The organism is Metabacillus bambusae, assembly GCF_017497975.1.
Taxonomy (GTDB): Bacteria; Bacillota; Bacilli; order Bacillales; family Bacillaceae; genus Metabacillus; species Metabacillus bambusae.
Genome location: NZ_JAGDEL010000039.1, coordinates 1 through 25,550 on the forward strand (window position 1 = coordinate 1; position 25,550 = coordinate 25,550).

General features: G+C 34.4%; 26 protein-coding genes. 2 read left to right on the forward strand and 24 right to left on the reverse strand.

Annotated features, from left to right (window positions below):
- Nucleotides 1-222: 222 nt before the first annotated feature.
- From I7822_RS28070 to I7822_RS28095, 6 genes are all read right to left on the reverse strand, one after another.
- Complete coding sequence (locus I7822_RS28070; RefSeq protein ID WP_243459732.1) at nucleotides 223-675, reverse strand: hypothetical protein; 453 nt, start codon at nucleotides 673-675, stop codon at nucleotides 223-225.
- Nucleotides 676-1,302: 627 nt separating this feature from the next.
- Nucleotides 1,303-2,127, reverse strand: coding sequence for a carbohydrate ABC transporter permease (locus I7822_RS28075; RefSeq protein ID WP_207982330.1), 825 nt, complete (start codon nucleotides 2,125-2,127; stop codon nucleotides 1,303-1,305).
- Between the two features lies 1 nt (nucleotide 2,128).
- The gene (locus tag I7822_RS28080) at nucleotides 2,129-3,013 is read right to left on the reverse strand and encodes a carbohydrate ABC transporter permease (protein ID WP_207982331.1); all 885 of its coding nucleotides are present in this window, start codon (nucleotides 3,011-3,013) and stop codon (nucleotides 2,129-2,131) included.
- Between the two features lie 52 nt (nucleotides 3,014-3,065).
- On the reverse strand, nucleotides 3,066-4,397 hold the full coding sequence (locus I7822_RS28085) for an ABC transporter substrate-binding protein (RefSeq protein WP_207982332.1): 1,332 nt from the start codon (nucleotides 4,395-4,397) through the stop codon (nucleotides 3,066-3,068).
- 146 nt (nucleotides 4,398-4,543) lie between these two features.
- Nucleotides 4,544-5,719, reverse strand: coding sequence for a diphosphate--fructose-6-phosphate 1-phosphotransferase (locus tag I7822_RS28090; RefSeq protein WP_207982333.1), 1,176 nt, complete (start codon nucleotides 5,717-5,719; stop codon nucleotides 4,544-4,546).
- A complete protein-coding gene (locus I7822_RS28095; RefSeq protein WP_207982334.1) occupies nucleotides 5,716-6,513 on the reverse strand; it encodes a DeoR/GlpR family DNA-binding transcription regulator in 798 nt (265 codons plus the stop codon). Before I7822_RS28095 ends, I7822_RS28090 begins: the two co-directional genes overlap by 4 nt.
- Nucleotides 6,514-6,786: 273 nt before the next feature.
- Between I7822_RS28095 and fba the strand changes: the two genes are divergently transcribed.
- Nucleotides 6,787-7,641: a class II fructose-1,6-bisphosphate aldolase gene (gene fba, locus I7822_RS28100; RefSeq protein ID WP_207982335.1), complete on the forward strand. Its 855-nt coding sequence runs from the start codon at nucleotides 6,787-6,789 to the stop codon at nucleotides 7,639-7,641.
- 528 nt (nucleotides 7,642-8,169) lie between these two features.
- Here the strand turns inward: fba and I7822_RS28105 are convergent.
- The 5 genes from I7822_RS28105 to I7822_RS28125 all read right to left on the reverse strand — a co-directional run bounded on the left by I7822_RS28105 (nucleotide 8,170) and on the right by I7822_RS28125 (nucleotide 12,881).
- A complete protein-coding gene (locus I7822_RS28105; protein ID WP_207982336.1) occupies nucleotides 8,170-8,712 on the reverse strand; it encodes a hypothetical protein in 543 nt (180 codons plus the stop codon).
- Nucleotides 8,713-8,954: 242 nt separating this feature from the next.
- On the reverse strand, nucleotides 8,955-9,221 hold the full coding sequence (locus I7822_RS28110; RefSeq protein ID WP_207982353.1) for an MmcQ/YjbR family DNA-binding protein: 267 nt from the start codon (nucleotides 9,219-9,221) through the stop codon (nucleotides 8,955-8,957).
- Complete coding sequence (locus tag I7822_RS28115) at nucleotides 9,218-10,504, reverse strand: S8 family peptidase (RefSeq protein ID WP_207982337.1); 1,287 nt, start codon at nucleotides 10,502-10,504, stop codon at nucleotides 9,218-9,220. The genes I7822_RS28110 and I7822_RS28115 overlap by 4 nt, the downstream gene beginning before the upstream one ends.
- A 124-nt stretch (nucleotides 10,505-10,628) precedes the next feature.
- The gene (locus tag I7822_RS28120; RefSeq protein ID WP_243459733.1) at nucleotides 10,629-11,972 is read right to left on the reverse strand and encodes an N-acetylmuramoyl-L-alanine amidase; all 1,344 of its coding nucleotides are present in this window, start codon (nucleotides 11,970-11,972) and stop codon (nucleotides 10,629-10,631) included.
- Between the two features lie 513 nt (nucleotides 11,973-12,485).
- On the reverse strand, nucleotides 12,486-12,881 hold the full coding sequence (locus tag I7822_RS28125) for a VOC family protein (protein ID WP_207982339.1): 396 nt from the start codon (nucleotides 12,879-12,881) through the stop codon (nucleotides 12,486-12,488).
- A gap of 2,226 nt (nucleotides 12,882-15,107) precedes the next feature.
- On the opposite strand from I7822_RS28125, the gene I7822_RS28130 reads away from it, so the two are divergent.
- Nucleotides 15,108-15,254, forward strand: a complete 147-nt coding sequence (locus tag I7822_RS28130; RefSeq protein ID WP_207982340.1) for a BH0509 family protein — start codon at nucleotides 15,108-15,110, stop codon at nucleotides 15,252-15,254.
- 291 nt (nucleotides 15,255-15,545) lie between these two features.
- On the opposite strand, the gene fbp is transcribed toward I7822_RS28130, so the two are convergent.
- From fbp to I7822_RS30795, 13 genes are all read right to left on the reverse strand, one after another.
- Entirely contained in the window at nucleotides 15,546-17,480 is a 1,935-nt protein-coding gene (gene fbp / locus I7822_RS28135) for a fructose-1,6-bisphosphatase (protein ID WP_207982354.1), read from the reverse strand.
- Between the two features lie 314 nt (nucleotides 17,481-17,794).
- Entirely contained in the window at nucleotides 17,795-18,970 is a 1,176-nt protein-coding gene (locus I7822_RS28140) for a macrolide family glycosyltransferase (protein WP_207982341.1), read from the reverse strand.
- Nucleotides 18,967-19,407: a helix-turn-helix transcriptional regulator gene (locus tag I7822_RS28145; RefSeq protein WP_207982342.1), complete on the reverse strand. Its 441-nt coding sequence runs from the start codon at nucleotides 19,405-19,407 to the stop codon at nucleotides 18,967-18,969. Before I7822_RS28145 ends, I7822_RS28140 begins: the two co-directional genes overlap by 4 nt.
- A gap of 257 nt (nucleotides 19,408-19,664) precedes the next feature.
- Nucleotides 19,665-19,907, reverse strand: coding sequence for a hypothetical protein (locus tag I7822_RS28150; RefSeq protein ID WP_207982343.1), 243 nt, complete (start codon nucleotides 19,905-19,907; stop codon nucleotides 19,665-19,667).
- A 342-nt stretch (nucleotides 19,908-20,249) separates the two neighbouring features.
- Entirely contained in the window at nucleotides 20,250-20,714 is a 465-nt protein-coding gene (locus I7822_RS28155; protein ID WP_207982344.1) for a hypothetical protein, read from the reverse strand.
- Between the two features lie 346 nt (nucleotides 20,715-21,060).
- Nucleotides 21,061-22,173 (reverse strand): MBL fold metallo-hydrolase, encoded by a 1,113-nt coding sequence (locus I7822_RS28160; RefSeq protein ID WP_243459735.1) that lies wholly within the window; start codon nucleotides 22,171-22,173, stop codon nucleotides 21,061-21,063.
- 114 nt (nucleotides 22,174-22,287) lie between these two features.
- Nucleotides 22,288-22,860: a sulfurtransferase TusA family protein gene (locus I7822_RS28165; RefSeq protein WP_207982346.1), complete on the reverse strand. Its 573-nt coding sequence runs from the start codon at nucleotides 22,858-22,860 to the stop codon at nucleotides 22,288-22,290.
- Between the two features lie 51 nt (nucleotides 22,861-22,911).
- On the reverse strand, nucleotides 22,912-23,208 hold the full coding sequence (locus I7822_RS28170; protein WP_207982347.1) for a rhodanese-like domain-containing protein: 297 nt from the start codon (nucleotides 23,206-23,208) through the stop codon (nucleotides 22,912-22,914).
- A gap of 15 nt (nucleotides 23,209-23,223) precedes the next feature.
- A complete protein-coding gene (locus I7822_RS28175; protein WP_207982348.1) occupies nucleotides 23,224-23,586 on the reverse strand; it encodes a rhodanese-like domain-containing protein in 363 nt (120 codons plus the stop codon).
- A gap of 43 nt (nucleotides 23,587-23,629) precedes the next feature.
- Entirely contained in the window at nucleotides 23,630-24,109 is a 480-nt protein-coding gene (locus I7822_RS28180) for a DsrE/DsrF/DrsH-like family protein (protein WP_207982349.1), read from the reverse strand.
- A gap of 59 nt (nucleotides 24,110-24,168) precedes the next feature.
- Nucleotides 24,169-24,396 carry a sulfurtransferase TusA family protein gene (locus I7822_RS28185; protein WP_207982350.1) on the reverse strand — a complete coding sequence of 76 codons (228 nt, stop codon included), beginning with the start codon at nucleotides 24,394-24,396 and terminating at the stop codon, nucleotides 24,169-24,171.
- Between the two features lie 85 nt (nucleotides 24,397-24,481).
- The gene (locus I7822_RS28190) at nucleotides 24,482-24,745 is read right to left on the reverse strand and encodes a metal-sensitive transcriptional regulator (RefSeq protein ID WP_207982351.1); all 264 of its coding nucleotides are present in this window, start codon (nucleotides 24,743-24,745) and stop codon (nucleotides 24,482-24,484) included.
- A 723-nt stretch (nucleotides 24,746-25,468) separates the two neighbouring features.
- Entirely contained in the window at nucleotides 25,469-25,549 is an 81-nt protein-coding gene (locus I7822_RS30795; protein ID WP_372442159.1) for an IS3 family transposase, read from the reverse strand.
- Nucleotide 25,550: the final 1 nt, after the last annotated feature.

Genomic DNA, 25,550 nt, shown 5'->3' on the forward strand with positions numbered 1-25,550 from the left:
ATTAATCGCTTTTAGCTTAATTTCTTTTGTATAGGTTGTTCTAATTTTCCCCATGAAAAAATCCCCTCCATAGAAGACAGTACAATCCTTTCTTTTTACTGTCCACTATAAGGGGATAATAACACAAACGAGATTTCCCTTTATCTTTCGTAAAAATAGACCTGCGTTGTATATTAAGCTTAAGCAGACTTTGAACTCTAGCACCCTATAATTTAATAAGAACTACTTTACTACTAAAACGAATGCATAAAAAGCATCTCCATGTGATAGGTTCTCTTCCTTTTCATCCATCCACCATACACCATAAGAATAATAATAAACCCCTTTTTGCGTAGGTGCGGAAAAACCATTTTCTTTAACCAAAACTTCATTTTCCTTACTTTCACTAATCTGTATAAGATGGAATTCGTTTGGTTTTGGTTCATAGTCCATTATAAAAGATATTTTCTCACCAGGATTTACATTAATAGGTTCTTTCCCCTTTAAAAGTTCAACAGGTCCAGCCGTATCAGCACATGTACCATTCCAACAATAAGTGCCTAGTTTTGTTTCATACTTTTCATTACCAATTTTTATATAGACTTCTGGAGGTTTTTCTCCTGACATTCTCTCTTTTGAACACCCCATAATGGTAAGACCAAAAAGAACTACTAATATAAAAAGACATTTGTTCATAAAAAATCCCCTTTATGGTTAAAGACGTATAAAATTACGCAAAGGTTACTCATATTGTTATTAAACTAAATGCCACTTGAGTACAATAAGAAAGTGCATTACCCCTGCTTGCAGTAATGTAGCTGTTTGTTTGAGTACATTCCTTCACAAACATCTTGAAGAATGTTTTCATAAAAAAGAATCATCTTAATGAAGTTCTATACTAAGAAACCTTATAACTTTCTAAAACGAAAAATAGTAACAGTTGGAATCTCATACCAATCAAATTTATTAACTTCTGTTTCTTTTTTGAAACTAGGTTCTACAATACAATCTAGTAAAAAATTAGATGCAAAAAACAAATTCAAATAATAAGAAAGTGAACGATGAAACATTAAGCGGGGAGTAGGTTTACCTTTTATTCCAATAGCTTTATAGGATTCTGAATTTAGGTATTACACCAAAAAATAATTATAATAAAAAACCCCCTACATCAATTAATAAAATCTTTCATTAACCAATTAAATATAGCCACTTACCTACAAATGGTCGAAAGTTGATAGTCGAAACAAGTATGTTTCCGTCTTACTCTCTTGCCTTACCTTCATTATCAAATTATTTCCCTATGTTTCACTCCTCTGTACATATTCACTTTAAGCTTCCACCAGTTAACCCTTGCAAAAAATATTTCTGAACGAACATAAAGAAAATAATTAATGGTAAGCTACCGATGATTGAAAGTGCCATTAACTGACTCCAATCGGTCGTGAATTCACCGATCATCATGCCAATTCCAACTGTTAGTGGTCGTGCAGCATCATTTTGTGTTAGTACAATCGCAAACAAATACTCATTCCAAGCTAAAATGAATGTATAAATTCCCATTGCAATTAATCCAGGCAAACTTGGAGGTAAAATAATTTTAAAGAAGGTGCCATATGGGCCACATCCATCAATTTTTGCAGCATCATCTAGTTCTGTTGGAATACTATTTATAAAATCACGCATCATTAAAATTGAAAAGGGTAAGGCAAAGGAAGTATATGCAATAATTAATGCGATATAAGTGTTGTAGAGTCCTAGCTTTGAAATGACCAAAAAATATGGAATTGCGAGTAGAACCATTGGGAACATTTGTGTGAGAAGCGTGTACATGATCATAAACTTTTTACCTTTGTACCGGAAACGGGATAATCCATAACCAGCTAATGCGGCAAGCAATACACAAAGAAAGGTAACTGACAAGGCAACAATGTAACTATTTATAAACAGCCGGAATAATTCTGGATTTTGAAAAATCTTAACATATGCTTCGAGTACTGGCTCCACTGGTATCAATTGTAATGGAATAGAGAAAACTTCTACATTTCTTCTTAAGGAGATCGAAAGCATCCATAAAAGAGGACTCATTACTAGAAACGTCATAAAAATGAGAAGGAAATAATAGCCGATTTTTTTTCTCTTCTTCTTCATTTTATTCGTCCCCCTTACTTACAATTGTTCGTAAATAGAAAACCGAGATTAGTAGCATGGCAATAAGCATGAAAATAGATGTTGCAGATGCATGACCGAAATCTAGCGATTGGAACGCGTTAAAATAGACATAAGTCGATAAAATTTCAGTTGAATGGACTGGACCGCCGCCTGTCATGATGTAGACTAAATCGAATGTTCTAAAGGTCCATATGAGTTCTAACAAAATAATCGTCAACAGCATTCCTTTTATTTGCGGTATAACAATATAGAAAAAACGAATAAAACGATTTGCGCCATCAACTTCTGCTGCTTCTAATGTATCCTCTGGAACTGTTTGAAATGCTGCAAGAATCATCAACATGGCAAACGGAAATCCTCTCCAAACGTTTGCGACTACTAATCCCAACAAAGCAAAGCGAGAATCACTCAACCAAGGTATTCCTTCATTCAGAATCCCTAGATTTTGTAAAAACCAGTTAAACAAACCAAATGGGGAAAAGATCAATACCCAGATCGAACCAACAACAGCACTAGATAATAGCCATGGAAACATAATGATGGAGCGGAAAAAACCTCTAATTTTCACATTTATATTTTGATTTAGTAAAACAGCAAAAATCATTCCGACGATCATGACGAGCGTTACCGAACAAATAGTAAAGACTAATGTATTTTTCAAAGCGATCCAGAAGACTTCATCCTGTAAAATATCTAGATAATTTGAGAGTCCAGTAAAAATCGGTTTGGTATAATTCGTAAAATCAAAAAAGCTCATCTCTAATACTAGATACAAAGGATATAAGGTAAGTAAAAGTAATAGTGCCATCGCTGGAGCAACAAAGGATAGTCTAACAAGGGAAGTCAACAAAGATTGTCCTTTCATACGAACCTCCTTCAAAGGAATAAGGAGGGCAAGTGCCCCCCATTATTCAGTTTTACTTGTATTTGTCGAACACTTCATTCCATCCTGCAGCAGCATCATCCAATGCTTCTTGTGCTGTTTTGTCATCCATTAGATAGCTTTGAACCTCGTTAATCATGATTTTTCTCATATTCGTACTTTCAGGCATTTGTAAATCTGGATTTATGGGATTAAATTCTTTACTCTGATCAGCGAATACTTTTAACAGTGGATCATTTTGGATAAAGTCAGCATCCAACGCGGCTTTGTTATGTGGAAGCTGGTTGGCTGCTTTTGCCCATGCCTCTTGAATGTCCGGCTGTACCATGTACTCAATAAATTTCCATGCTGCATCTTTATTTTTACTGTTAGAAGTAATGGCAAGAGCCCCTCCACCAGCAATTGTTCCAGTTGTTTCTCCTTTAACCATTGGGATTACACCGAAGTCTAAGTCTGGATTAGCAGATCGTTGAATACCAATTCCCCACGGTCCATCAAACATAAAGGCCGTGTTTTCCGCGCTAAAATTAGCCCGCTTATCTTGTTCTGTTGCCGATAATTCACCAGGTGTTGCGACTTTATGTTCTTTAATCATACTCTTATAAAACTCGAGTGCTTTAACTCCTTCAGGTGAATTGAATGCTGCTTTCCCATCTTCGATTAGCGTCCCGTCTGCTTGGTAAATAAACGGCCAGACTTCTGTATTGATTGTAGATGCTGGCTCTGATGCGATGTTTCCGGTAAAGGCAAATTGATTTTTACTAGGATCTGTTAACGCAATACTAGCTTTAAGATACTCATCCCATGTGGTTGGAGGTTCAACGTTTGCTTCTTCTAACATTCGTTTATTGTAGAAAAGCGCCGTATTTCCAGTCATAATTCCCATTGCGTAATGTTTCCCTTGCCATGGCGACCAATACGGACCACTATTGTTTTCTTTGAATTCCTCGGACTGTGCGTTGAAATAGTCATCTAGAGGTGATGTAATTCCGGCTGCAGCAAATTCAGCAACCCATGGAGATGAAAGTGCTATAACATCTGGGGCGATTCCACCAGCATGTGTGGATAAAATTTTGGTATGAACTTCATTAAAAGGTAGGTTTTCTATAACTAAATCAATGTCCGGATTAGCCTTTTCAAATCCACTCTCTATATTGGCAAATAGCTCTTCACCTGCCGCGCCTTGTTCACCTTTCCACCACTGTAACCACGTAATTTTTGTCTTCTCTTCTGTATTCCCTTTTTGGTCTTCACTACTTCCCTCATTGTTTGGACCTGTTATTTGGGATGAGCATGCAGAAACAAACAATAAAATAAGAGCAATCATACAGGACAATCCTACTTTTCCCATCCAACTTTTCATCATTAATATATTCTCCCTTCACATTGTGAGAGTTTATTGACCAAATGCGATTTTAAACGAAATGTTAACAAATCAACCCATAACCATGCCTTTACTAAACATCTTTTCATCTACAATGCTTAGAATCTCACCCCCTTCATTTTTCCCATTCATCCTTCTAGCTGAAATACTAGATTTGGACGCTCCTCATCAATTAAAGGATACACATAATCGATAAAATCCTGAGTAGGAACATGATTTTCAATATCCCAATAATGCTGCGAGAAATTTTTCTCTAACCCTGCTAAATCATGCAAATTCATCCACTTAAATGTAGATAGATAGGAGTCACTAGATACTCTCTCAATGCTCACCATGCCACCGGAATATCCTAACAAGGCGAAATCAATTGCTTTTTCCCCTACACAATGTGCTTCAACAAAATCAATTCTTGAAGTTAACCCCGGAGTGATTCGAAATAATTGATTAGGTACTGTAACCCTCGCCTCCACACCTAGATTGATATGAATGTGTTGTGCTAATTGGGAACTAACCCCAGCCCTATTTCCTCTAATAGAATCGTTCTTTACTAAACTATTTTCTGGTAAATTTTTTACTTTTAAATGATCTGGGATCACAACTAAAATACTTCTTTGTTTATCGAATAAAGCGCTTTCAACTTCTGATAAAAAGCTATCTCCGTCTACAGGATATTCTGGTAAATAAACCAGGTCGGGAAAATCGGACTCTTTATGTTTAAATAGTGCACTTGTTGCAGGTAACCAGCCTTTATTTCCCCCCATCACTTCTATCATTTCCACTCTCGGTTTTATTTTTAAGGAAGTTATATCTCTAGCAATTAGTTGAATAGAATGGGATAAAAATTTAGCTGCACTTCCATACCCAGGGCAATGGTCTGTTCCCATTAAATCATTATCAATTGTTTTTGGAATGTGCACAAAGTGTATATCTTTCCCCATTGACTGAGCATAACGATGTAAAGCCAATACTGTTCTAGAAGACCCGTTACCTCCGATATAACAAAAGATGTTAATATTTCTTTTCTCTAAATGGTTGATGATTGTGCCATATTCTTCTTCTGCTAATGGGTATCTGGATGTACCAAGGATTGCGCCTGGTTGTTTCGCTGCCTTACGAAGCCCAGGTAGTTTATCATTCAACTTAATCAGCTTTCCATTAAGAATCCCTTCAACACCAAAAGGAGTTCCGTAAATCGTTTCGATATTTTCTTTTCGTAAAGCTTGCTCTACCAATCCTAATAACGAAGCATTAATAACCGAGGTAGGGCCACCAGACTGTCCTACCAACACATTGAATTTTCTCATGTGCCACCTCCTAACTTGGCAAGCAATACGTTGCACTTATTTTCTAATTGAGTTTTTACTACCGGGTCTATTCCATCATCTGTAATGATCGTATGTTCTTCCCTAATCGGAGAAATTCGAATGGTGCTGATCTTTCCTACTTTAGATGAATCTAGTAACCAATAAATTTGTTTACCAGATTCGAGTAATTGTTGTTTCACCTGGGCTTCTAAAATATCGTTTCCAGAAAAACCTTTCTCAATTGATAATGCACTTATTCCTAAAAACACTTTGTCAGCATAAATTTGCATTAACATCCTATCCATAAAAGGATTAATTAATGTAGTCGTTCTAGATCTGAAAGCTCCACCAGATAATATCGTATTAATTCCTTCAATGCCTTCTAACTCTTCGGCTATATTAACAGCGGTTACAACTGCTGTTATCCCACTTTTCCCTTTAAGTTGCTTTGCAAATTCCAGTGCTGTGGAACCTGCATCTATTAAGATCGTGTCATCCTCATGGACTAGAGAAGCGGCTAATTTACCAATAGTCACTTTCTTTTCTTGGTTTACAGCAGCTTGTTTTTGAAATCTAGAATTAAGAAAATTAGTATTTTTTTCGATTTTTTCGTCATCAAGCCACTTGGCTCCACCACGAATGCGAACAATTTGATTATTGTGATCTAGAAGGTCTAAGTCTCTTCTAACAGTGATTTCGGAAACTTGAAGTAATTCAGCAAGGTCAGGAATACTAATTTTATGTTTTTGTTTTAGCAATTCTAGTATCTCTTCTCTACGTTCATTTACCTGCATGTTTTTCTCTCCCCTAATAGGATGTTTGATAAAAGGTATGATAAAAAATGTTAAAAAATGATCTTTTTTAAAAAAACTTATCATTCTTTTTACATGTACAAGTGAAACTCCTTATAGGTTAGTAACAAAAGAATATGTATTGTCACTAACCTATCCATTACAACCTCCAATATCATGGTGGCGTTTACTAAGTGATTATTTATTGAATAATTTTGATAACTTTTATGAATGATTTATCATTTTTTTTCATTATATAAAGCAAGGAGGGATACTATGGGATTGGTTTCTATGAAAGAAATGTTAGAAAGTGCAAAAAAAGGGAAGTATGCTGTTGGGCAATTTAATATTATGACTCTTGAATTTGCAGATACAATTGCCGCGGTCGCAGAGGATATGCAATCACCCCTCATTTTTGGAGCAGGTGAACCGACGATACGTTACATCGGTATCGAGGAATTAGTTGCTATTGCCAGAATTGCTGCAGAAAAAGTAAGCGTTCCAGTCGCGCTTCATTTAGATCATGGAAGCAGTTTTGAGGTTGCCATGCAATGTATTCGTGCTGGATTTAGTTCTGTCATGTTCGATGGTTCTAAATACGGATTGGAAGAAAATATTCAACTCACAAAGAAAGTTGTGGAAGTAGCACATGCTGTAGGTGTTACAGTAGAGGGTGAATTAGGTACCATAGGTGGTACTGAAGATGACATCGAGGTTGCAGATGAAAATGCTTTACTAGCAGATCCAGATGAGGCGATCCTTTTCTGGCAAGAAACAAAGGTAGATGCCCTAGCAATTGCGGTCGGAACCGCTCACGGTCTCTACAAAAAAGAGCCCAAAATCAACTTTGATACCATACAAAAGGTTGCTAATTCAATTGAAGCTCCTGTCGTTTTACATGGTGGCTCAGGAGTTCCCGACCAACAAATTGAAGAAGCAATAAAAAGAGGAATTGGTAAGATTAATGTAAACACAGAAAACTGTGTAGCCTATACAAAAGCTGTTCGAAATTTCCTTGAAGCAGACAAACATACAACAGACCCTAGAGCTTACCAGCGAATTGGACGGGAAGCCATGCAAGCTGTTGTAAGAGATAAGATTCAGCTTTTTGGTAGTAACGGGAAAGCATAGTTCATTAGTTGAAAAGTAAGTATGACTGTAAACTATGTAGGCGTTATAAGATATTTTCCTTATGGTCAATGTCTTGGTTTATTATAATACTTATCAATTTATACACCTGATTTTTAAACAACCTTCTATTATTAATCCAACCTGTCCACCGGTTTTTAAGACCTATTTGTATATTTCAAAAATAGTACTTCTTAATCAATACGATTAATTAAAATCTGATTATCCTGATCAAAAAAAGTGCCATAAAAGATGCCTAACCTTTGTAGGCTAAAGCTCTAGCCTATCATTGAATGAGCAAACTCATAAAGAATGAACTAATAAAAGAAAGGATTTTGTCGACCAGTATCTGTAAAGCTGATAAAAGAACTTACAAAATAAGGATGTTTTCGAAAACTTTGTTGCTTGTTTAACAAAATTACAAAAAAACGGGTTTTATAATAGAGTTAGTGAATAATAGAAGAAAATTACGAATTAATAATTTGAAAAGCAGCACCCATTAATTAGATGCTGCCTGCTAATTTTGTTAAATTAATAATCTATCTCAACAAATTCCAGATGATTATTTTCAATGTACTTGTTTATATTGCTAATTGTTAGTGATGAAGTTTTATAAAACATGTCATGAAGTGATTTGATAGATGCGTAGAGTTCTTTATTCAATTCTAGTTCTTCACGTCTAACAGTAAAGCCCTCTATAGTAACTGGGTGATTATGTCGTTTTAGTTCTAGTTCAACCTTTTCAAGGAGTAAAAGCATTGATTCATCTTGGAAATAATTTATGCCAACTTTAAGTGCAGACCAACTTTTAGGTTGAGCCATAAAATATGCACTCCACCAATAAAATTCGTTAATTGATTTACTTACATGAATATAATACGCATAAAACATAAATAATGCTCGTTGACCTTCGGTTAGTTGCTCGTAAAAGTGTTCTTGAATCTGAGAATTACTAAATGTAGTTTTTTCTGTAATCCTGCTTTTATAAATATTAATAAGTGGTTCAAAACATCCTTTACTAAGGTCAGCACTTGTTAATAAATCAAAATCTTTCCTTTTCATTTTTACTAGCATAATCAATCACTCCTTAACCAAAATAATACAACATTTGGAAATTGAGTGTAAACCGTATGTTGTCTAAGTAACAGTTCTTCAAAAAATATTTACTAAAAACATCGAAGACCTATTGTGTTTTTTTTACTAGGTATTTTTCATATCCAAAAGCAACAATCATTGCGAAAAGAGCCAAAAATAAAGAAAGGCAGATCATCCGCCTTTCTTCACTTTTTATGCAACTCAATCCATTCCTTAACCAATCACTTCGGTGCCGAACGTAAATAGGCTTCTTGAATGAGATCGTTCAATTCATCCCAATCTTCCCCAATTGGATTTTGGATCGATATCCAGACGTGATGCCCGATATATGGGTTTTTATAAAAGTGCTCTTTCTGTAGTAATATTTGTTGAGTTTCCTTGTCCGACTTAAATGACAGGTTGAAGCCTTTATCGCTTTCACCTGATATTACGAATGATTTTCCATTTGTTGCTATAAAAACCCTTTGAATTAAAATACATCCTTCTATTCTCCATCAATTAAATTAGCAGCATTTAAATAACCATGTCCTTGAACATTAGGTGGTTGTCCCATATCTTCGCATGCATTTATAAGAAGTTGTTTTACTTGGTCAGGGGTTAGATTTGGTTGATTTTGAAGTAGTTGTGCAACTACACCAGCACATATTGGTGTGGCCATTGAGGTACCTGATAAAGAAACATAGTTTGTATCAACACGTGCGCCTGAATTCGATTTGTCTAGGAAAGATCCTGGGGATCGCAAGGAAACTATATTTACACCTGGTGTAACAAGGTCAGGCTTTACTAATCCATCAATTGTAGGGCCACGGCTTGAAAAATCAGCCACCATATCATCAGAACGATCGACCGTATTTTTATCATCTGCTGCTCCAACTGTAATAACCTTAGGACTTATTCCCGGACTTGCAATCGTTCCTTCATCTGGACCAGAATTACCAGCTGCTACACAAACAACCATTCCTGAATCCCAAGCACTTTCAACAGCTCTTACAACGGGATCATCTTCTGCAGGTTGCGTTGCGTTAGATCCAAGTGATAAAGAAAGGATGTTGATATTTAACTGTGATTGATTTTGAATGCACCAATCCACACCGGATATTACAGTAGAAAGTGAACCAGATCCCATTTTATCTAGAACTTTTACCCCAACTAAATTTGCCTCAGGTGCTGGCCCTTGATATTTTCCATTTGATGCAGAACCATTACTTGCTGCATCTCCTGCACAATGGGTACCATGTCCATTATCATCGTATGGAGCAGTTCTGTTATTTACAAAATCCTTAAAGCCCTTAATCCTTCCTTGTAAATCCTGGTGAGGATGAATACCTGTATCGATAACCGCAATTGTTACATCTTTTCCTGTTAAGCCATTATCTTGCAATTGATCTGAATGAATTGCTGGAGTTGCAACATCTAGTAATGTAGTCACTTTTCGATCATAATAGATCTTTTTGATATGGGAGCAGTTTTCTAGCAAGTACTCGATTTTTTCTAATGATAGTTTAGTAGAACAACAAGAGATGGATGGAAACTCATTAAGCGTTCGACTTTTTTTCTTTACTTCATTTAAACCAAGATAAAAACAATCTTGCTCAAACTCAATAATTAATGGTAAGCTCTTTGTCTTTTTTCTTATATAATCTAAGGGACGATGTAAGAAACAAGGAACCGAACGAAAAGGGTAATAACTTTGAACTAGCTGTTGTCTCATGGCTTTATCAAGTTTATTTCCCATCCGTCTAACCAACTGAATCATGGTAAAACCTAACATTAGTATATCATTCCTTTTCTAGTATTTTGGTAATAAGATATATTACGTAAATTCTAGAAAAAGGAGTGATGAAATCGTACAAAAACTAGTAAAATAGGCAATATACTAAAAAAAGAGATAGAGTTTAAGACTTGATATCTTGAAGTACTTTCTCTAAATTTTGCATAGTTGCCTTAATATTTCTTTCGTAGATACTCAATATACCTTGCCCATAATTATCTCCTGGAACAGCCCATTTTCCATTTAAGGCAACCCAAGTATTGGCAGATCCTCTATTAACTAGATTAAACCGAGGATCAACAAGAGGGTATTTATCTGGCAATGGTTTAGTAGACGCATAAGCAAAGAGATGTTGTAGATGTGCAAGCACACCTTCACTTGGAGTATCAAAACTTGCTCCCGGATTATCTGGTCCTGTTGCTCCTAAACCGCAAAAGTTGTTTTGTTCAGCTTTTACAACACCAGTAAATCTAAGGAAATCTGTTTCATGCATTGCTTGGGCAAAGGCAATATCCCCTCTAATTCCATAATATTCTCCAAAAGAGAAATAATAATTACCTAACTCTAAAGCATCTGTATTAATTTGTTTCACGAATTGATTCATATGTTTAGGAGAAATAAATGTTGGACCTAAAATAGCATATCCTGAATTCTCCTCGTCATTAGAATTTGTTTCTTGAACAATAAAAGCATCTTCAATTCCTGCCTTTTTAACTTCTTCTATACGTTTTTCGGCATTGTCTCGATTTGAAAAGGCACCAGCTTGTATACGATACCGTGTTTCACCAGACACAGTATCGATATCAATAAAGGATTCTATACCTTTACCACGAAGGTAATCTACACGTTTTTCCGCATTTTCTCTAGACTTGAACGATCCTACAATGATCTTGTAAACTATTTCGGAATCATCAGTTGTTTTACGCTGGAGGTTAAACGCTTTTGCAATCCCATTTACATGACCTTGGGCAACTTTTTGTCGCCATGAAGAGTCTCTCATTAATGCAGCATCTTGACTGTTATCTATAAACCCATTTTCAGTTAACAGTGCTGGCATAGCTGTTTCTCGTAAAACGTGAAAATTTGCTTTTTTTTGGCCGCGATCCTGCAGCTGATTGACTCTTATAACTTCCGTATGAATGATATCTTGATATTTTGCTGTAGTAGAAGTATCTGATAAGCTACTGTGAATAAAGTCTTCATACCCCTTTGCCGATCCGTTAAAGGAATTACAATGAATGGACAAAAAATAGTCTGCACCCCAAGAATTAGCCTCGTTTGTTCGTTGACTTAAACTTTTAGAGGTATCACTTGTACGACTCATCCTCACTTCAACGTTTTGATAATTATTTGTTAAAATTGTTCGTATTTTAAAAGCAATATCTAAAACAATATCTTTTTCTTTCAACGCATTGCCCACCGCGCCTGAATCAGATCCACCATGACCTGGATCTAAATACAATTTCATCAAATTCACCTCGATATGATAATTTACTTATTTCATATATATATTATGAGAAATTGGGAAATTTGAAATGGATAGACGCTCATAGACAATTAATATCGATCACACGGTATTGACTCAAAATTAAAATAACTTATCATATCTTTATTAATTTTGATAACAGTCAAGGTCTTTACTAGAACCCGGTAAGAGGAGAAATCCTAACTCTATTAAACACGTAAAGCAAACAGACAGTGATACAGATCACTGGTTGGTTTCAAAGTAGAAGAATTTAATCCAACCTGTCCACCGGTTTTGAGACCTATTTGTTGAAATTCAAGAATATTACTTCTTAATCAAAGAGTTTAATTACAATCTGCTTATCCGGAACAAAAATAGTGCCATAAAAGATGCCTGACCCTCATAAGCTAACGCTTGGGGTCAGGCACTGAATATAGTTCATCATTATAGAGTATTTAAATCATTATCTATCTGAGCAAAAATCTAGATATTCCTAATTCACAAAATGCAAAGTTTCTATTTTGCGTTCTCGTCTGGTTGATGAATCCCAAATATATTTCCTTCCGTGTCAACATAGTATCCCTGCCACGCCATTCCAGGCAGAGCATATTTTGGCATTGCGACCTTGCCTCCATTATTCATAATCTTAGCTTCAATAGAATCGTAATCTTCCACCCCCATTGTACAAGCATAGCCATTTAAAGGCTGGTTTGGTTCTGGGGGTGGACCTTGACGTTGCATCAAAGCTCCATTAATTCCTGGCTCATTTGCATCGCCTGTCACAGCACCAAAATAAGACATTCCTGCATAATCAGACCAATCTTCAAATTTCCACCCAAATACCTCTCCATAAAACTTTTTAGCACGTTCCATGTCATCTACATGAACTTCGAAATGAATTAATCTTCCCATGATTTCATCCTCCTAATATTTTCATTCAAATTTAGATTTCATTTATTCTCTTCGTATGTATTTTCTTCCTAAATTTTCTTATTCCTTCTTCATTATGACAATAAATATAGAAATTTAATCCATTTTGAAACGGTGCTTTGTAAATGTGGTTTCATTCACATATTCAGGAGGTTGAAATCAATTTAATAGGGAAATCGAACTGAAGGAAAGATTTAACCAGTTTATTTCTTCAAAAGTTACATGTGAAAATATAGACTATTATTCGAGATTATCAGTCGAAGATTTTGTGGATATTAAAACCAAATTGAAAGATATAAATCATATTCTTACATATAAAATTTGACAATCCGTTTTATGGATTGGCTAAGTGAGCATTTTCCTGACGTAAAGAATAATTATCATGTTTACCAGGAACAACTATCCAAACTCAATTGACTTTTGATAAGGTATATATTGTATTTATAAAATAATTATTACAGTCTTTAATTTTTTCGGTCTATTTTGATAGTAACGAGGGCTTATCTACAAAATGATATTCACCCGATTTAATTTACACGATTAAAGAGTTAATCATTCGATCAACTTTTTTTAGTACATATTTATTGGTTACTAGTGGCTCCTAATAGTGATTATCTTTCTGTATTAGTATTAACTTCTTTACTTCCTTCCCTCTTTTTCGTTCTTTTTTAAAATATCAATCTTTATATTTAAAATTTACCTTGGCTTCTCGTCATTGGTTCGTTTAAACAATTATTTCAGCCTAATTACCCATTTCCCTTATAGAATTTTTATTTTCATCGTGAAGATCATACTATTTTCTTCCAATTACCTTATTACATACCAATGGTATCAGCTAAAATAGGAATGACACTGCTAGGAATGCGATCATTTGGTAAAACAGCATATATAGTCAAAAAACAAGGTGTTAAATGAACAACTTATGATGAAGGATTTAAAGTTCAAAACGAAATGTAGGATTAATGAGAGGAATTATAGGAATATATATATACCAGTCGACCTTTAGGAATTGCGATTACAGAAGGAGAAAATGCATTATCAATATTTATTCAAATGCATCTACAACAAAAGTTGTTTGTGATGAAGCAATTGATGTTGGATTGGGTGCTGTTTCATTATGAAGTATAGTCACCCTATGGACATTTAGTTATCAAATTAAAAATTTTAGTAGTATATCTAATGGAGGCTTTACCAATGCTCAATAAATACAAATAAGAAACGAAGCAGTTTGCCAATACACATTTTAGAAGGTTTAGAACCAGACATAGGGCTTTATTCAAAATACTCGATTTTATTTTGATTCCAGTTATTTATTTATACTTTTAGATATCCAATACTATTCTATTCAATTCTTTTACCTCTTGCTGGAATAAACATATGGGCTATACCTTTTTTACTAATCAAGAATTCGGATAATACACAAATGGAGTCCCTTCTCTACTTTGGTTTTTTAGGGTTATTTGGATCTTTCTTATTATTTTTTGTTTTTATGGTATCTCATTTTTTCGTTGGTATAACATCCCCGATATATTTTCTTACTTTATTTTTACACTATTTGTTTTCACTATTTCTTTTTATTATGAGGGAACATAAAAAATATTCATCACTTGAAATCCATAAGGTAAGATTCCCCTATTGGCATGGATTTGTAGCATATATTACACCAGGGATCATTTTTGTGCTCGCTAAATTAATAATGGGTCCTTACCCACTGTTCCCACTTGGTATTTTTTTTCATTCGTTTTTTGTTGGACATTTTCTACATTTTTTATTTTCTTTATGGCTAAATCTTTTCATAAATATTTCTTCATTAAACGAAACATCTATCATGTAAGATTTGCAAATAAAGATCTGAATCGGAAGTTTAGAAAACTTTAACAAATGGAACAACAAGTAAATATAGAAAATGGCTCATTTCTAAGAAATTGTTGCTTTTAAAACGAAAACTATTTATGGTTGATTGGAGCGGAAATCAACCACAGGCATTACTTGGTAATTAGCAACAAAGTTTGCGAAAACAGCCTAGAAAAAAGGAAACCTTTCTTCTAGATACTTGCCTATCCACAAATATCATAAATAACTATCCTATATTAATTTTCACAAAACCATCTCAACTTGATATTGGTTTAATCTCAAATTGAGATATATAATAAATGTAAGAAGACAAGGAATATTTAAATTGTTTCCAATATTTAAGGAGGATTTAATATGAGCCAATTAGCGAGAGAATCCAAAGTGAAGGATTTATTAGCTAAACAAAAATTCAATGAAAAAGAGATATCAGAGATGACAGATCCACAGATTGAATATTACCACTGGCTCTATTTTGAAGATTCTGTTTACGATCTTATGTAATTTTAAAATTAATGAGTTAATTATAAAAAACCTAAAAAATAAACAACTGCTCAGAAATAGCTCTGAGCAGTTGTTTTATTTTTCCCTTTAAAGCTCTACAGTATAGTACTTGAGTAACCTTATAATGTCCAACTTCCTGTCTAAAGTGCCGACTGTACGGTTCCAATACCAAGCTTCTCATTTTGAGAGGTAAAGTTTTTTACATATTACTATATTTGCTGCGCAAGGAACATCCTAAAACAAGAATAATAAAATGTCATATAAATAAATTCTACTCTCATACAAATATTCTTATTTCATATAGCGATATTCCATTAGACTATTCAAAATAGAAATTTCTTGTATTAATTCCTCACCAACATTCGTTTCTAGAACCTTTTTTCTCTCTAGTTCTTTATCCACCAATCTTTTTACTGATAAAACATCCGTTCCATTTAGTAGAACATCTTCTTTTGAATTAAAATGTTTATGTGCAACAAGCTGCATACCGTAGGAATTATATAATAAAGTGTATCCAGCAATCCCTGTTGTTGAATGATAAGCCTTTGAAAAGCCTCCATCAATGACAATTATCTTTCCATTTGCTTTGATTGGATTTTCTCCTTCAATTTCTTTCACTGGTGTATGGCCGTTTATTATATGACCTTGATCAGGATTAAGATCAAACTCTGTTAGGATATTGCGGCAAACCTCATCATTTTCACGTAAATAATAGTATGGGTTTTTTTTCTCTTTATGGGTTGCCTTATCCTTAATGAAATACCTTTCAAAGGTTGTCATTTCTCTTTTTCCAAATAGTGATGAATATTCTCCTGTCCATAAATACCAAACCATATCTGTTGCAAGATCATCTGTCTCTTCAGGATGCGCAAAAGAATATCGTAAATAATGTTCAAAAACATCAAGTAATTCACGACCTGCATAGGTTTTATTTTCGATGACCATTTTTTCCATATTTCCTTCTTCATCTAGAGGAATACAGCCGTGTATTAATAGGTTTCCATTATATTTCAAATAAAGACTGCCTTTTTTCATCAGAAAATTCATATGTCTAGCAAGCTTTTCCGAGTGCTGAACTGAAAATAAAAGCTTGTCCATTACTTGCTTTTCTTCCTCTAATAATTGATCAGGTTGCTCTGGATTAACCGTTGCAAAACAAGTATTTTCTAATGGATATGTTTTCCCATGTATCGTGATTTCACTATTGTCATAATCAATTTTCTCAAGCAATAGCCTTTCAGCCATATTAAAGGTCTGGCGCCTTTTAATAATTGGACTTTCAAGCTTGAACTGAATCATCGCAATCGCTTGATGAATTTTTGTGATTTGTAATTGTTCTTCCTCTGAAATTTTAACATCTGATTGGATTTTAGGTCTAAATACTGGGTTGTCTCCATAGTACTTCTCCGCTAAATTAAGAAGTGGTCGTAGATTGATGCCATACACATCTTCAATAATATCCAAATTATTGTAACGAGCACAGATCCGAAGAATATTCGCGAGACAAACCTTTGACCCAGCAAAAGCACCTATCCATAGGACATCATGGTTCCCCCACTGAATATCGACAGAATGATAATTGATAAGAGCTTCCATAATTTTATCAGGTTCAGGACCTCGATCATAAATATCCCCCACGACATGAAGATGGTCAACAACCAATCTCTGAGTCGTATAAGCAAGACCTATAATGAGCTTATCAGCTTGTCCGAGAGAAATAATTTGCTGAACAATTTTTGAATAATAAGGTTCCTTAAAATTCGTGAATTCATCCGTTTTGTATAGTAGCTCCTCAATAATATAAACAAACTGATTAGGCAATGCTTTCCGTAATTTCGAACGTGTATATTTGGAGGATGCATAAGAAATTAGCTTAATCATACGCTCAATAATTACTGTGTACCATTGATGTAATTCTCTTTCATTGTCAAAATTATTTTTAAGTAACTGAATTTTTTCTTCTGGATAATAAACTAATGTTGCAAATTCTTTAATTTCTTTTTCAGTTAATACCTTTTTATAAATGTCCTCAATTTTCTCTTTTACCTTCCCCGATCCATTTCTCAGCACATGTTGAAAGGCTTGATACTCCCCATGTAGATCACTGACAAAATGTTCTGTCCCCTTTGGTAGATTAAGAATGGCTTCAAGATTAATAATTTCGGTTACCACTTTTTCTTCACTATCATAGATTTGTGCCAGTAAATCAAGGTGTTTTGTATTCAACATTCTGTATCCCCTTTCAGAGTTTATTTATATTATACAACTAATAGCTTGGATTTATATACTTATATTATAAGAGAAAACTAAAAATTTCATTATTTTGTGGTGCCTGTCACTCCCCGAAGATTGATAGATTTTGTCGAAGAAGACTAATATAGAAATAAACCATTGCAGTAAATAAAGAGTGCAAAAAAGTAGCCCCCCCACACTTACTGAATAGATAGGGCTACTTTTTTTGTTTTGTTAAGGCATTACAAAACAAGCTATAACTGATTAAGGCTACACTGTTTCCTTACTTGAATTCCAAGCTGTTAGAATTATTTGTCAACTTTAGCCAATATAACATTGGCTGCTACTACTGCGCCGCCAGCATTTCTGAAGTTTTCAGAAAGTTTTTGTACATTATCCAGATATGTTGGATCCACTAACACATCAGCTACTGCTTTTGCCAAATATTTCGGCCTGTTTCCTTTTAGTTTTATTCCTGAGCCAAGTTCAGATACTCGATCAGCCACTACCCTTTCTTCGCTATGTAACGGAAATAAAACCATTGGAACTCCAAAATAAAGACTTTCATTCACACTATTCATTCCGCAATGTGTAATAAATACATCTGCCTTCTGTAATATTGCGATCTGGTCTACGTAGCTTTTAACTGTAAAATTCTCTGGTATACGGCCAAGAGAGGCAATATCTGTTTTCTCACCGACCGACATTATAATGTCATAACTACTATCTGCAAATGCTTTGATGCAATTTTGGTAAAAATCCTTATTCTGATTGAGTACAGTTCCTAATGAAATGAAGATAATTTTTCTACATTTTCTTTCATTGAGTACCTGAGGAGACTGCCGGATCGAGGGACCAACAAAGGAATATCTGTCGGAAAAAGTTCCGGCCATAGGTTGGAATTCTATCGACGTATAAACAATGGTGTCCGTTTCATTATCATTTTGAATAATCGACATGAAACTGTCTACTTCATACCCATGGGATCGTAGCAAGTGCATTTTTTTGTTAATTCGTGGCATTCCAGTTATCAACCCCAGTATTTCTTTTATATTTCGTTTAATCAGTTTTGCAGTATACTGATTAAATGCGAAGGTTGTAGTAGAACATATGTACGGGATCCCTAATTTCTTTGCAAATAATTTACCCCAAAAGCATAAGGAATCGGATACAATGCAATCCGGCTGAAATTCTCTTAATTCCTCACATACCTTTTCCTCTAAGGCAATTGTCGTATCTACAATCATTTCAATCAATGCCGCAAAATCCTTTCCAACTTTGCGGTTCAATTCCTGTTGTGACATCAGGGGTAAGAACTCATCACAAGGATTAAATTTAGCACCGAGGCCTTCTATTTTTTCTTTAAATTCCAAAAAGGAGTAGTACCATACGTCATGCCCTCTGCTTATTAACTCGGATACCACTGGAAGTGTCGGATTTGTATGTCCATGTGCTGGGATCGAAAAGAATACAATTTTACTCATTCTGTCTCCTCTTCTGCCGATTCGGCCTTACGGATCATATCTGCAAACTCTAGAAAACTATCACTCTTTAAGACTGCAATTCCTTTTGTAACATCTTCCCCCAATACAACAAGCTTATCACCCGCATGAATCTGATACATTTCCCGTGCCTGTTTTGGAATTACAATTTGCCCCCGCTCGCCTACCTTCACAACACCAAAGAACTGTTTCCCCTTAGGACCAAGCTGCTCTACTTCTTCTTCACTCAAATTACCGGATAATTGTTCCAATGTTACCTGAAAGATATTGGCTAGCATTTTACATTTATTTATATCTGGCAACGCCTCTTCGTTTTCCCACTTTGCTACGGTCTGACGTGATACAACTAACCTTTCAGCTAATATTTCCTGACTCATTTTGTTCTTTTTACGCAAAACACGTATATTCATACCAATCATATCTTCATCTCCTATATGGTTAAATATATATAAGACATAGTCTAAAGTCTATCAACAGTCCGCAACATTTTATGTTAAAAATTGTGGCAAAGTATAATACCACGTAATTTCTTATCTATTTCTTTGTGTGCATTATTCGAAACTCTGTCAAAAAAACATAAAAAGAGCTTTTTAACCTAAAAAAGTCGATTCTCTTTACGATAAGGAATCGATTTTATATTTGTTTTGTTTTCTTAAAGGCCACTTTTCTTAAAGAGCTAAAGATAAAATGTTGATACAGTTATGTAAGCTAATGACATTAAAATTAGCAGGAAAACAATTGATGCGTAAAGTAAAACCTTTGACTTTTTATCCATTAATACACCATTGTTTAAGGAGATAGAAAATCCTAATAATAAACCTCCTAAAACCGTTATTACACCAAACAACGGATCAATAGTGCTTCCCAACCATATTCCTACCATAAAAAGCATTAAAGCAAATATCTGATTAATCATCATATTTACAGTCACTTTGATTTGAAGGACCAGCACATTTTAAAATTAAGGATCCAGATGGTAATCTCATTCTTGTAGATCAACACAGATGAAATAACCAAAGTAACTGTACAAGTAAATACGTACAACTTTTGCAAATATGGGTTGGTAAAAAAGCAAGGGACCGGTTCTTCAACTTCCAAATTAGAAGCAAGAGAACCGGCCCCACGCATATTTTTCGTTTTCTGTATTTATTTAATGTCATTACAACAAAATGCGTTACTCAGGTGGAAATTTCCTGATCTCTTGGTTTTAGCTAACGTTTAAAATACCTTTACCGTAGAGCAATCATTATTTTATTCCTAGTTAATACTTAAGTTTATTTTCATACCAGTACTGCACTCCGTATAATATATATGCTTTATAATGTATGTATAGAAAAAATTGAAAATTATTTAACCTATTTAAGCCTACTATTTTTAATTTTTTAAGAATGTTTATGATAGGAAAAGCAAACAGCCCGTCTGCAATAACATTAAGCAACACAAACTTTTTAAAGTTTCCATACGAATATTTAAGTATCCACATGGAAAGGGGCATATATGGACCGACACTAAAAGGGAGTTCATTTGTTAGAAATGATTTTCGCTTATCGTAAAAAATCCACCAGTTACGTTTTTGTCCAATCTTATGATTGATAATCTCTAGAAATACAATGACTATCCCAGCTAGTGAAAAACGTTTTAAATTATGTTTTCCTAAAAATAACAACGATAACCAAGGAACTACTATTAATAATACATTAAATACACTATGCCTTTTGGATAACATACGGATTTCACCTTAACCTTTTTTAATTTCATCTCTTTTTATAGTATCCGAATACACAATAAGTATTCTATTATTTTGAAATTACCATTAAAAATATAGTTGATGGAACGGAGATTGCATACTAATTTTCCATTATCTTATCAACTTTCACAGTGCTTATATATTCTTCCTTTAACATCCTTTTTGTAAATGGCTTCGAAAGAAATAAAAAAGAGGCCCCCCTTCTATCAAGTAGTCTGTTACTTAAAAATGAATTCTCCTATTTTAATAAAATATCTAACCAGATCTTTACTGCAGTTGTTACTATTAATAATGCTAAAATGACTTGCAATACTTTTGTGTTAAATTAACGTACGGCACAACGGTTTGGACCAATTTCCATTTCACGTTGTTTCTCTTCTTCAGGGTTGATTTTTCCCATGTTTGTTTCGCGAATTTCTCGATATGCATTTGGTTGTGGTGGTAGATTCTCTGTTACAAGTTTTCTAAATTCATTTTCGTCTTCAATGTTTAAACCATGATTTTTAGCAAACAGTGTACCTATTTTTTCTGACACACTTCCATTTTCATTTAATTCATCAATGATCATGAAGTGAGCTGGTAGAACAACTAGTTCTTCTGAAAGCTGTCTATAACGAGAGTATAGGCTTTCCCTTAAATCTGCTACCCAATCCTCAGCCATTCCAGCTAAATCTGGTCTTCCAATAGAATCGATGAATAAGATATCTCCTGAAAGTAGGAACTTTCCATCTACGACAAATGATGTCGATCCAATGGTGTGTCCTGGCGAGTATAATGCGTGAATATCAATAGCTGTTTGACCGATTGTTACGTTTTTTCCACCTTCTAAAGGCATGTAATCGAATATTACCTCTATCGCGTCCTTTGGTGGTAACCAGTATGTTGCATTTGCTTTTTCAGCAATGATTCTTCCTCCAGAAATGTGATCCGCATGAAGATGAGTATCAAATACATGTGTGATGGTTGCTTCAATTTCTTTCGCAAAGTCAAGATAGATGTCAGTCATGCGAGTCGCATCAATAATTGCAGCTTCACCGTTTGACACAACCATGTAAGAAAGACAACCTTTCCCGATACGAACAAATTGATAAATTTCTCCTCCATTAGTTAAATCCCCAACCTTAACAGGCTCTAAATGTTCACTCCACAATTTCATACCACCTTGCAAGTAGGAAACTGTTAAGCCTTGTTCGGAAAGCATCTCTGCTACCATGACTGAAGAGCCTTCCTTTGCACATACAACCAAAATTTCTTGATCTTTAGGAAGCTTTTCTAAAATTCCTTCCACTCCATCTAGTAATTCAAAATACGGGATATTTAGATAATTAAAGTTCTCCCCTTCAATTTTCCATTCCTGAAAATCTCTTTCGTTACGTACATCTAGAATAAATAATTCTTCTTTATTAACTACTTTTTTCGTCACTTCTTTTGAAGTCATTGGTATTATAGCCACCTTCATTACCCCCCGTGGTATACATTTAGTTAAAAATGGTTATCCTTACTTGTTTTTTAATGCCAGCCAAATAATATTTGGATCTTAATTAACTACCTATTAATTTAAAGTACCCGTTCTTCCTGTCCACTCACTCATGCCTGGAACTACATTAATCACATGCTCAAAACCCTTTTTAGCTAATTTTTGAGAAGCAAGATCACTACGATTTCCTGTTCGACATACGACATAAATTTCATCATCTGTGTTTAATTCGTTTAGACGTTCTTCCAATTCATCTAACGGAATAGAAATAGCAATAGGAATATGGTTAAAGGCATATTCAGCCGATTCTCTTACATCTAGAACAATAATATTTTCATTAGCATCGAGCTTCTTTTCAAGTTCTTTATTGCTAGCTACAGTTGGATGCTTTCTTTCAATGAAATCATCATTTGATGATTTTCTAAGATAGTGTTTTAGGACATCTCCTTCTTCAATTGTCCCAAGATAATCATGACCAACAGTGTTCGCCCAAGCTTGAATGTCAGCTTTTGACCCTTTATCGGTTGCTTGTACTTCTAATACTTGACCAGCTTGGATATCATTCATTGCCTTTTTTGTTTTTACTATTGGCATTGGGCAAGTCAATCCTTTTGCATCTAATAAAAAATCTGCTTTTAATGATTTCATTTATTAAAACCTCCACCTTTTACCCATATGGGTATTTTATTTTCTAAAAATTTACTCCGTTTCGCCTTCCCATGCTAGCATCCCACCTGTCATATTAATCACAGTAAATCCGTGCGTTTCAAGGAATTGGGATGCATGACCACTTCTTCCTCCAGAACGACAAACCATAATATATTCATTCGACTTATCTAATTCATGCATACGGAATTCTAATAAGCCAAGTGGGATGTGAATAGCTCCAGGAATTTTTCCTGCTACTACTTCATCCACTTCTCTAACATCGACAATGTTTAATTTTTTTCCTTCATTAAATAAAGTTTCAACTTCCTTAGCTGTAAACTGTTTCATTTTATATCCTCCTTTTTATCTCCAGGCACTCATACCGCCTTTTACATTAGTCACTTTTGTAAAACCTAATTTTTTTAACAGCTTACTAGCCTTTTGACTTCTCATTCCACTTTGACACATAACAATTACTTCTTTGTCCTTTAACAGCTCCTTCTCTGCTTTTTGCGAAAGCTGATGGAGTGGAAGATTTTTAAAGCCTTTAATACTATTTCCCTTAAATTCCCCTGGAGTTCGGACATCAACAAATTGCTTACTCTTATCATTTAATTCTTTTTTTAAATCTGTTGTTGAAATTTGTCTAATACCTTTTGCTGGGATAATCCGATTTATAATAAAAAACATGAAAAGTGCAATCACAACATAATTTAGATAGTCCAAAATTAAATTCCTCCCTCACATAATGTAGATCTTCCTAACTGATTTAGATAAATAAGTTTACATTCCCATCTTGTGCATCAGCTAAATACGCAGCAACTCCTGCATAATCAACGTTATCTAAAAGTTCTTCTTTTTGAAGTCCAAGTAAATCCATTGTCATCGTGCATGCAACAAGCTTTACATCTTGTTCTTTTGCCATTTCGATTAAATCGGGAAGTGGTATGGCATTGTGCTTTTTCATCACATCTTTAATTATTTTGGGACCAAAACCTGCTAAATTCATTTTTGATAGCCCCATTTTATCTGCGCCTCTAGGCATCATTTTTCCAAACATTTTTTCCAAGAAACCTTTTTTCACTTGAATATTCTCATCTTTGCGCAAAGCATTTAATCCCCAGAATGTGTGGAAAATTGTTACTTCATGGTCATAGGTAGCTGCACCATTTGCAATAATATAAGCTGCCATAGCCTTATCATAATCACCACTAAATAATACAATTGTCGTTTTTTTCTTTTCTGTCATTGTTGTTCCTTCTCATTGGTATCATTACCCCTATGGGTATATTAGTGATTAAAAAATTTTTATCTTTTTTTTATCCAAAACTTAAGAACTTCATTTTCTTGTTCATGTTTTACTAGTTCATGCCCACCTGACTTAGCCCATGCAGTAAGGTCGTTCTTTGCACTTTTATCTGTAGTATGAATTTCTAACACTTGGCCTGATTCTAAATCATTTATTGCCTTCTTAGTTTTAACTATTGGCATAGGACATGCTAATCCTTTTGCATCTAACACTTTATTTATATTCATTATTTTATCTCTCCTTTTTTGTTTTACCATTACCCCTATGGGTATTATAATATATAAAATAAAAGAGGGTGTCAACCCTTTAATTTTATCTACTTTTAACAAGCAGATTTACAGCCTCTCTTACTAATTCTTCTGTGTTTTTTTCTCCACTTTCTTCAGCAAGACGAACACATTCTACTAAATTAGAACTAACCACAACCCCAATTGTCCGATCAATCGCTGTTCGTGCCGCAGATAACTGAGTAATAACATCTTTACAATCTTTCTTTTCTTCCATCATTCTTAAAATTCCTCTAAGCTGTCCTTCAATACGCTTTATTCTGTTTTTCATTTGGTCATTGTACTCCATCTTCTTACCTCCTTTTAACAAAATGTTTCTTTTTTTATGTGATTTTCCTTTAAAGTGTTTGATGCTGATCATTAAGCGTGTATCCATTACCTTTATACTTCTTTTATGAAATAAACGATTGATTATTATATATATCCTCATAAATTACGGGGCAAGGTAACTGACAAGACTTATGGTATACCTTGTAGGGTATTTTGTCAACACCAAAACATATTATAAAAAATCAACCCATGAACAATTATATTCATGAGCATTGGTTTAAAGCAAATAGTCAAACATCTTCAAACTTGGAATATATGCCTGGGAATAACAGAAGAGAGACAATTTATCAGCAATTCATGTGATTTACAATGTATTCCGCATCTTCCCCTACTCCTAAAAGTAGTGCAGAACCGCGTTTATGCTGCCAAGGTAAACCAAGGAAATACAATCCTTCAATTTGAGTGATACCCCTGCTATGTACTGGATTCCCTGTTTTATCAAGTGCTCGCGAGATATTAATCCATTCATAACTAGATTTAAAGCCTGTAGCCCAGATGACATTTTTGACTTCAATTTTTTGCTGATCTTCAAATTGAAAAGTCTCTTGGTCACAAAGGATTGTTCTGGGATGTAGGATAATTCTCTGATCTCTGAGTAAATGCTTTAATTCATTTCCGAAGATAGGATCACCTTTACTGGTCTTATCCCCGTCAAGTAGACAATTAATAAAAGGTTCACTTATTAGGCAGCCTTAGCTCTATATTCAGTAGGGCTAAGGTTATTTAATTTTTTTTGAAAACGTTTATTGTTATAAAACTTAATA

What these genes read in the sequence shown, in the direction of transcription:
- I7822_RS28070 (WP_243459732.1), bottom strand. Translation starts at nt 675, where the DNA reads ATGAACAAATGTCTTTTTATATTAGTAGTTCTTTTTGGTCTTACCATT.
- I7822_RS28075 (WP_207982330.1), bottom strand. Translation starts at nt 2,127, where the DNA reads ATGAAGAAGAAGAGAAAAAAAATCGGCTATTATTTCCTTCTCATTTTT.
- I7822_RS28080 (WP_207982331.1), bottom strand. Translation starts at nt 3,013, where the DNA reads ATGAAAGGACAATCTTTGTTGACTTCCCTTGTTAGACTATCCTTTGTT.
- I7822_RS28085 (WP_207982332.1), bottom strand. Translation starts at nt 4,397, where the DNA reads ATGATGAAAAGTTGGATGGGAAAAGTAGGATTGTCCTGTATGATTGCT.
- I7822_RS28090 (WP_207982333.1), bottom strand. Translation starts at nt 5,719, where the DNA reads ATGAGAAAATTCAATGTGTTGGTAGGACAGTCTGGTGGCCCTACCTCG.
- I7822_RS28095 (WP_207982334.1), bottom strand. Translation starts at nt 6,513, where the DNA reads ATGCAGGTAAATGAACGTAGAGAAGAGATACTAGAATTGCTAAAACAA.
- fba (WP_207982335.1), top strand. Translation starts at nt 6,787, where the DNA reads ATGGGATTGGTTTCTATGAAAGAAATGTTAGAAAGTGCAAAAAAAGGG.
- I7822_RS28105 (WP_207982336.1), bottom strand. Translation starts at nt 8,712, where the DNA reads ATGCTAGTAAAAATGAAAAGGAAAGATTTTGATTTATTAACAAGTGCT.
- I7822_RS28115 (WP_207982337.1), bottom strand. Translation starts at nt 10,504, where the DNA reads ATGTTAGGTTTTACCATGATTCAGTTGGTTAGACGGATGGGAAATAAA.
- I7822_RS28120 (WP_243459733.1), bottom strand. Translation starts at nt 11,972, where the DNA reads ATGAAATTGTATTTAGATCCAGGTCATGGTGGATCTGATTCAGGCGCG.
- I7822_RS28125 (WP_207982339.1), bottom strand. Translation starts at nt 12,881, where the DNA reads ATGGGAAGATTAATTCATTTCGAAGTTCATGTAGATGACATGGAACGT.
- I7822_RS28130 (WP_207982340.1), top strand. Translation starts at nt 15,108, where the DNA reads ATGAGCCAATTAGCGAGAGAATCCAAAGTGAAGGATTTATTAGCTAAA.
- I7822_RS28140 (WP_207982341.1), bottom strand. Translation starts at nt 18,970, where the DNA reads ATGAGTAAAATTGTATTCTTTTCGATCCCAGCACATGGACATACAAAT.
- I7822_RS28145 (WP_207982342.1), bottom strand. Translation starts at nt 19,407, where the DNA reads ATGATTGGTATGAATATACGTGTTTTGCGTAAAAAGAACAAAATGAGT.
- I7822_RS28150 (WP_207982343.1), bottom strand. Translation starts at nt 19,907, where the DNA reads ATGATGATTAATCAGATATTTGCTTTAATGCTTTTTATGGTAGGAATA.
- I7822_RS28155 (WP_207982344.1), bottom strand. Translation starts at nt 20,714, where the DNA reads ATGTTATCCAAAAGGCATAGTGTATTTAATGTATTATTAATAGTAGTT.
- I7822_RS28160 (WP_243459735.1), bottom strand. Translation starts at nt 22,173, where the DNA reads ATGACTTCAAAAGAAGTGACGAAAAAAGTAGTTAATAAAGAAGAATTA.
- I7822_RS28165 (WP_207982346.1), bottom strand. Translation starts at nt 22,860, where the DNA reads ATGAAATCATTAAAAGCAGATTTTTTATTAGATGCAAAAGGATTGACT.
- I7822_RS28170 (WP_207982347.1), bottom strand. Translation starts at nt 23,208, where the DNA reads ATGAAACAGTTTACAGCTAAGGAAGTTGAAACTTTATTTAATGAAGGA.
- I7822_RS28180 (WP_207982349.1), bottom strand. Translation starts at nt 24,109, where the DNA reads ATGACAGAAAAGAAAAAAACGACAATTGTATTATTTAGTGGTGATTAT.
- I7822_RS28185 (WP_207982350.1), bottom strand. Translation starts at nt 24,396, where the DNA reads ATGAATATAAATAAAGTGTTAGATGCAAAAGGATTAGCATGTCCTATG.
- I7822_RS28190 (WP_207982351.1), bottom strand. Translation starts at nt 24,745, where the DNA reads ATGGAGTACAATGACCAAATGAAAAACAGAATAAAGCGTATTGAAGGA.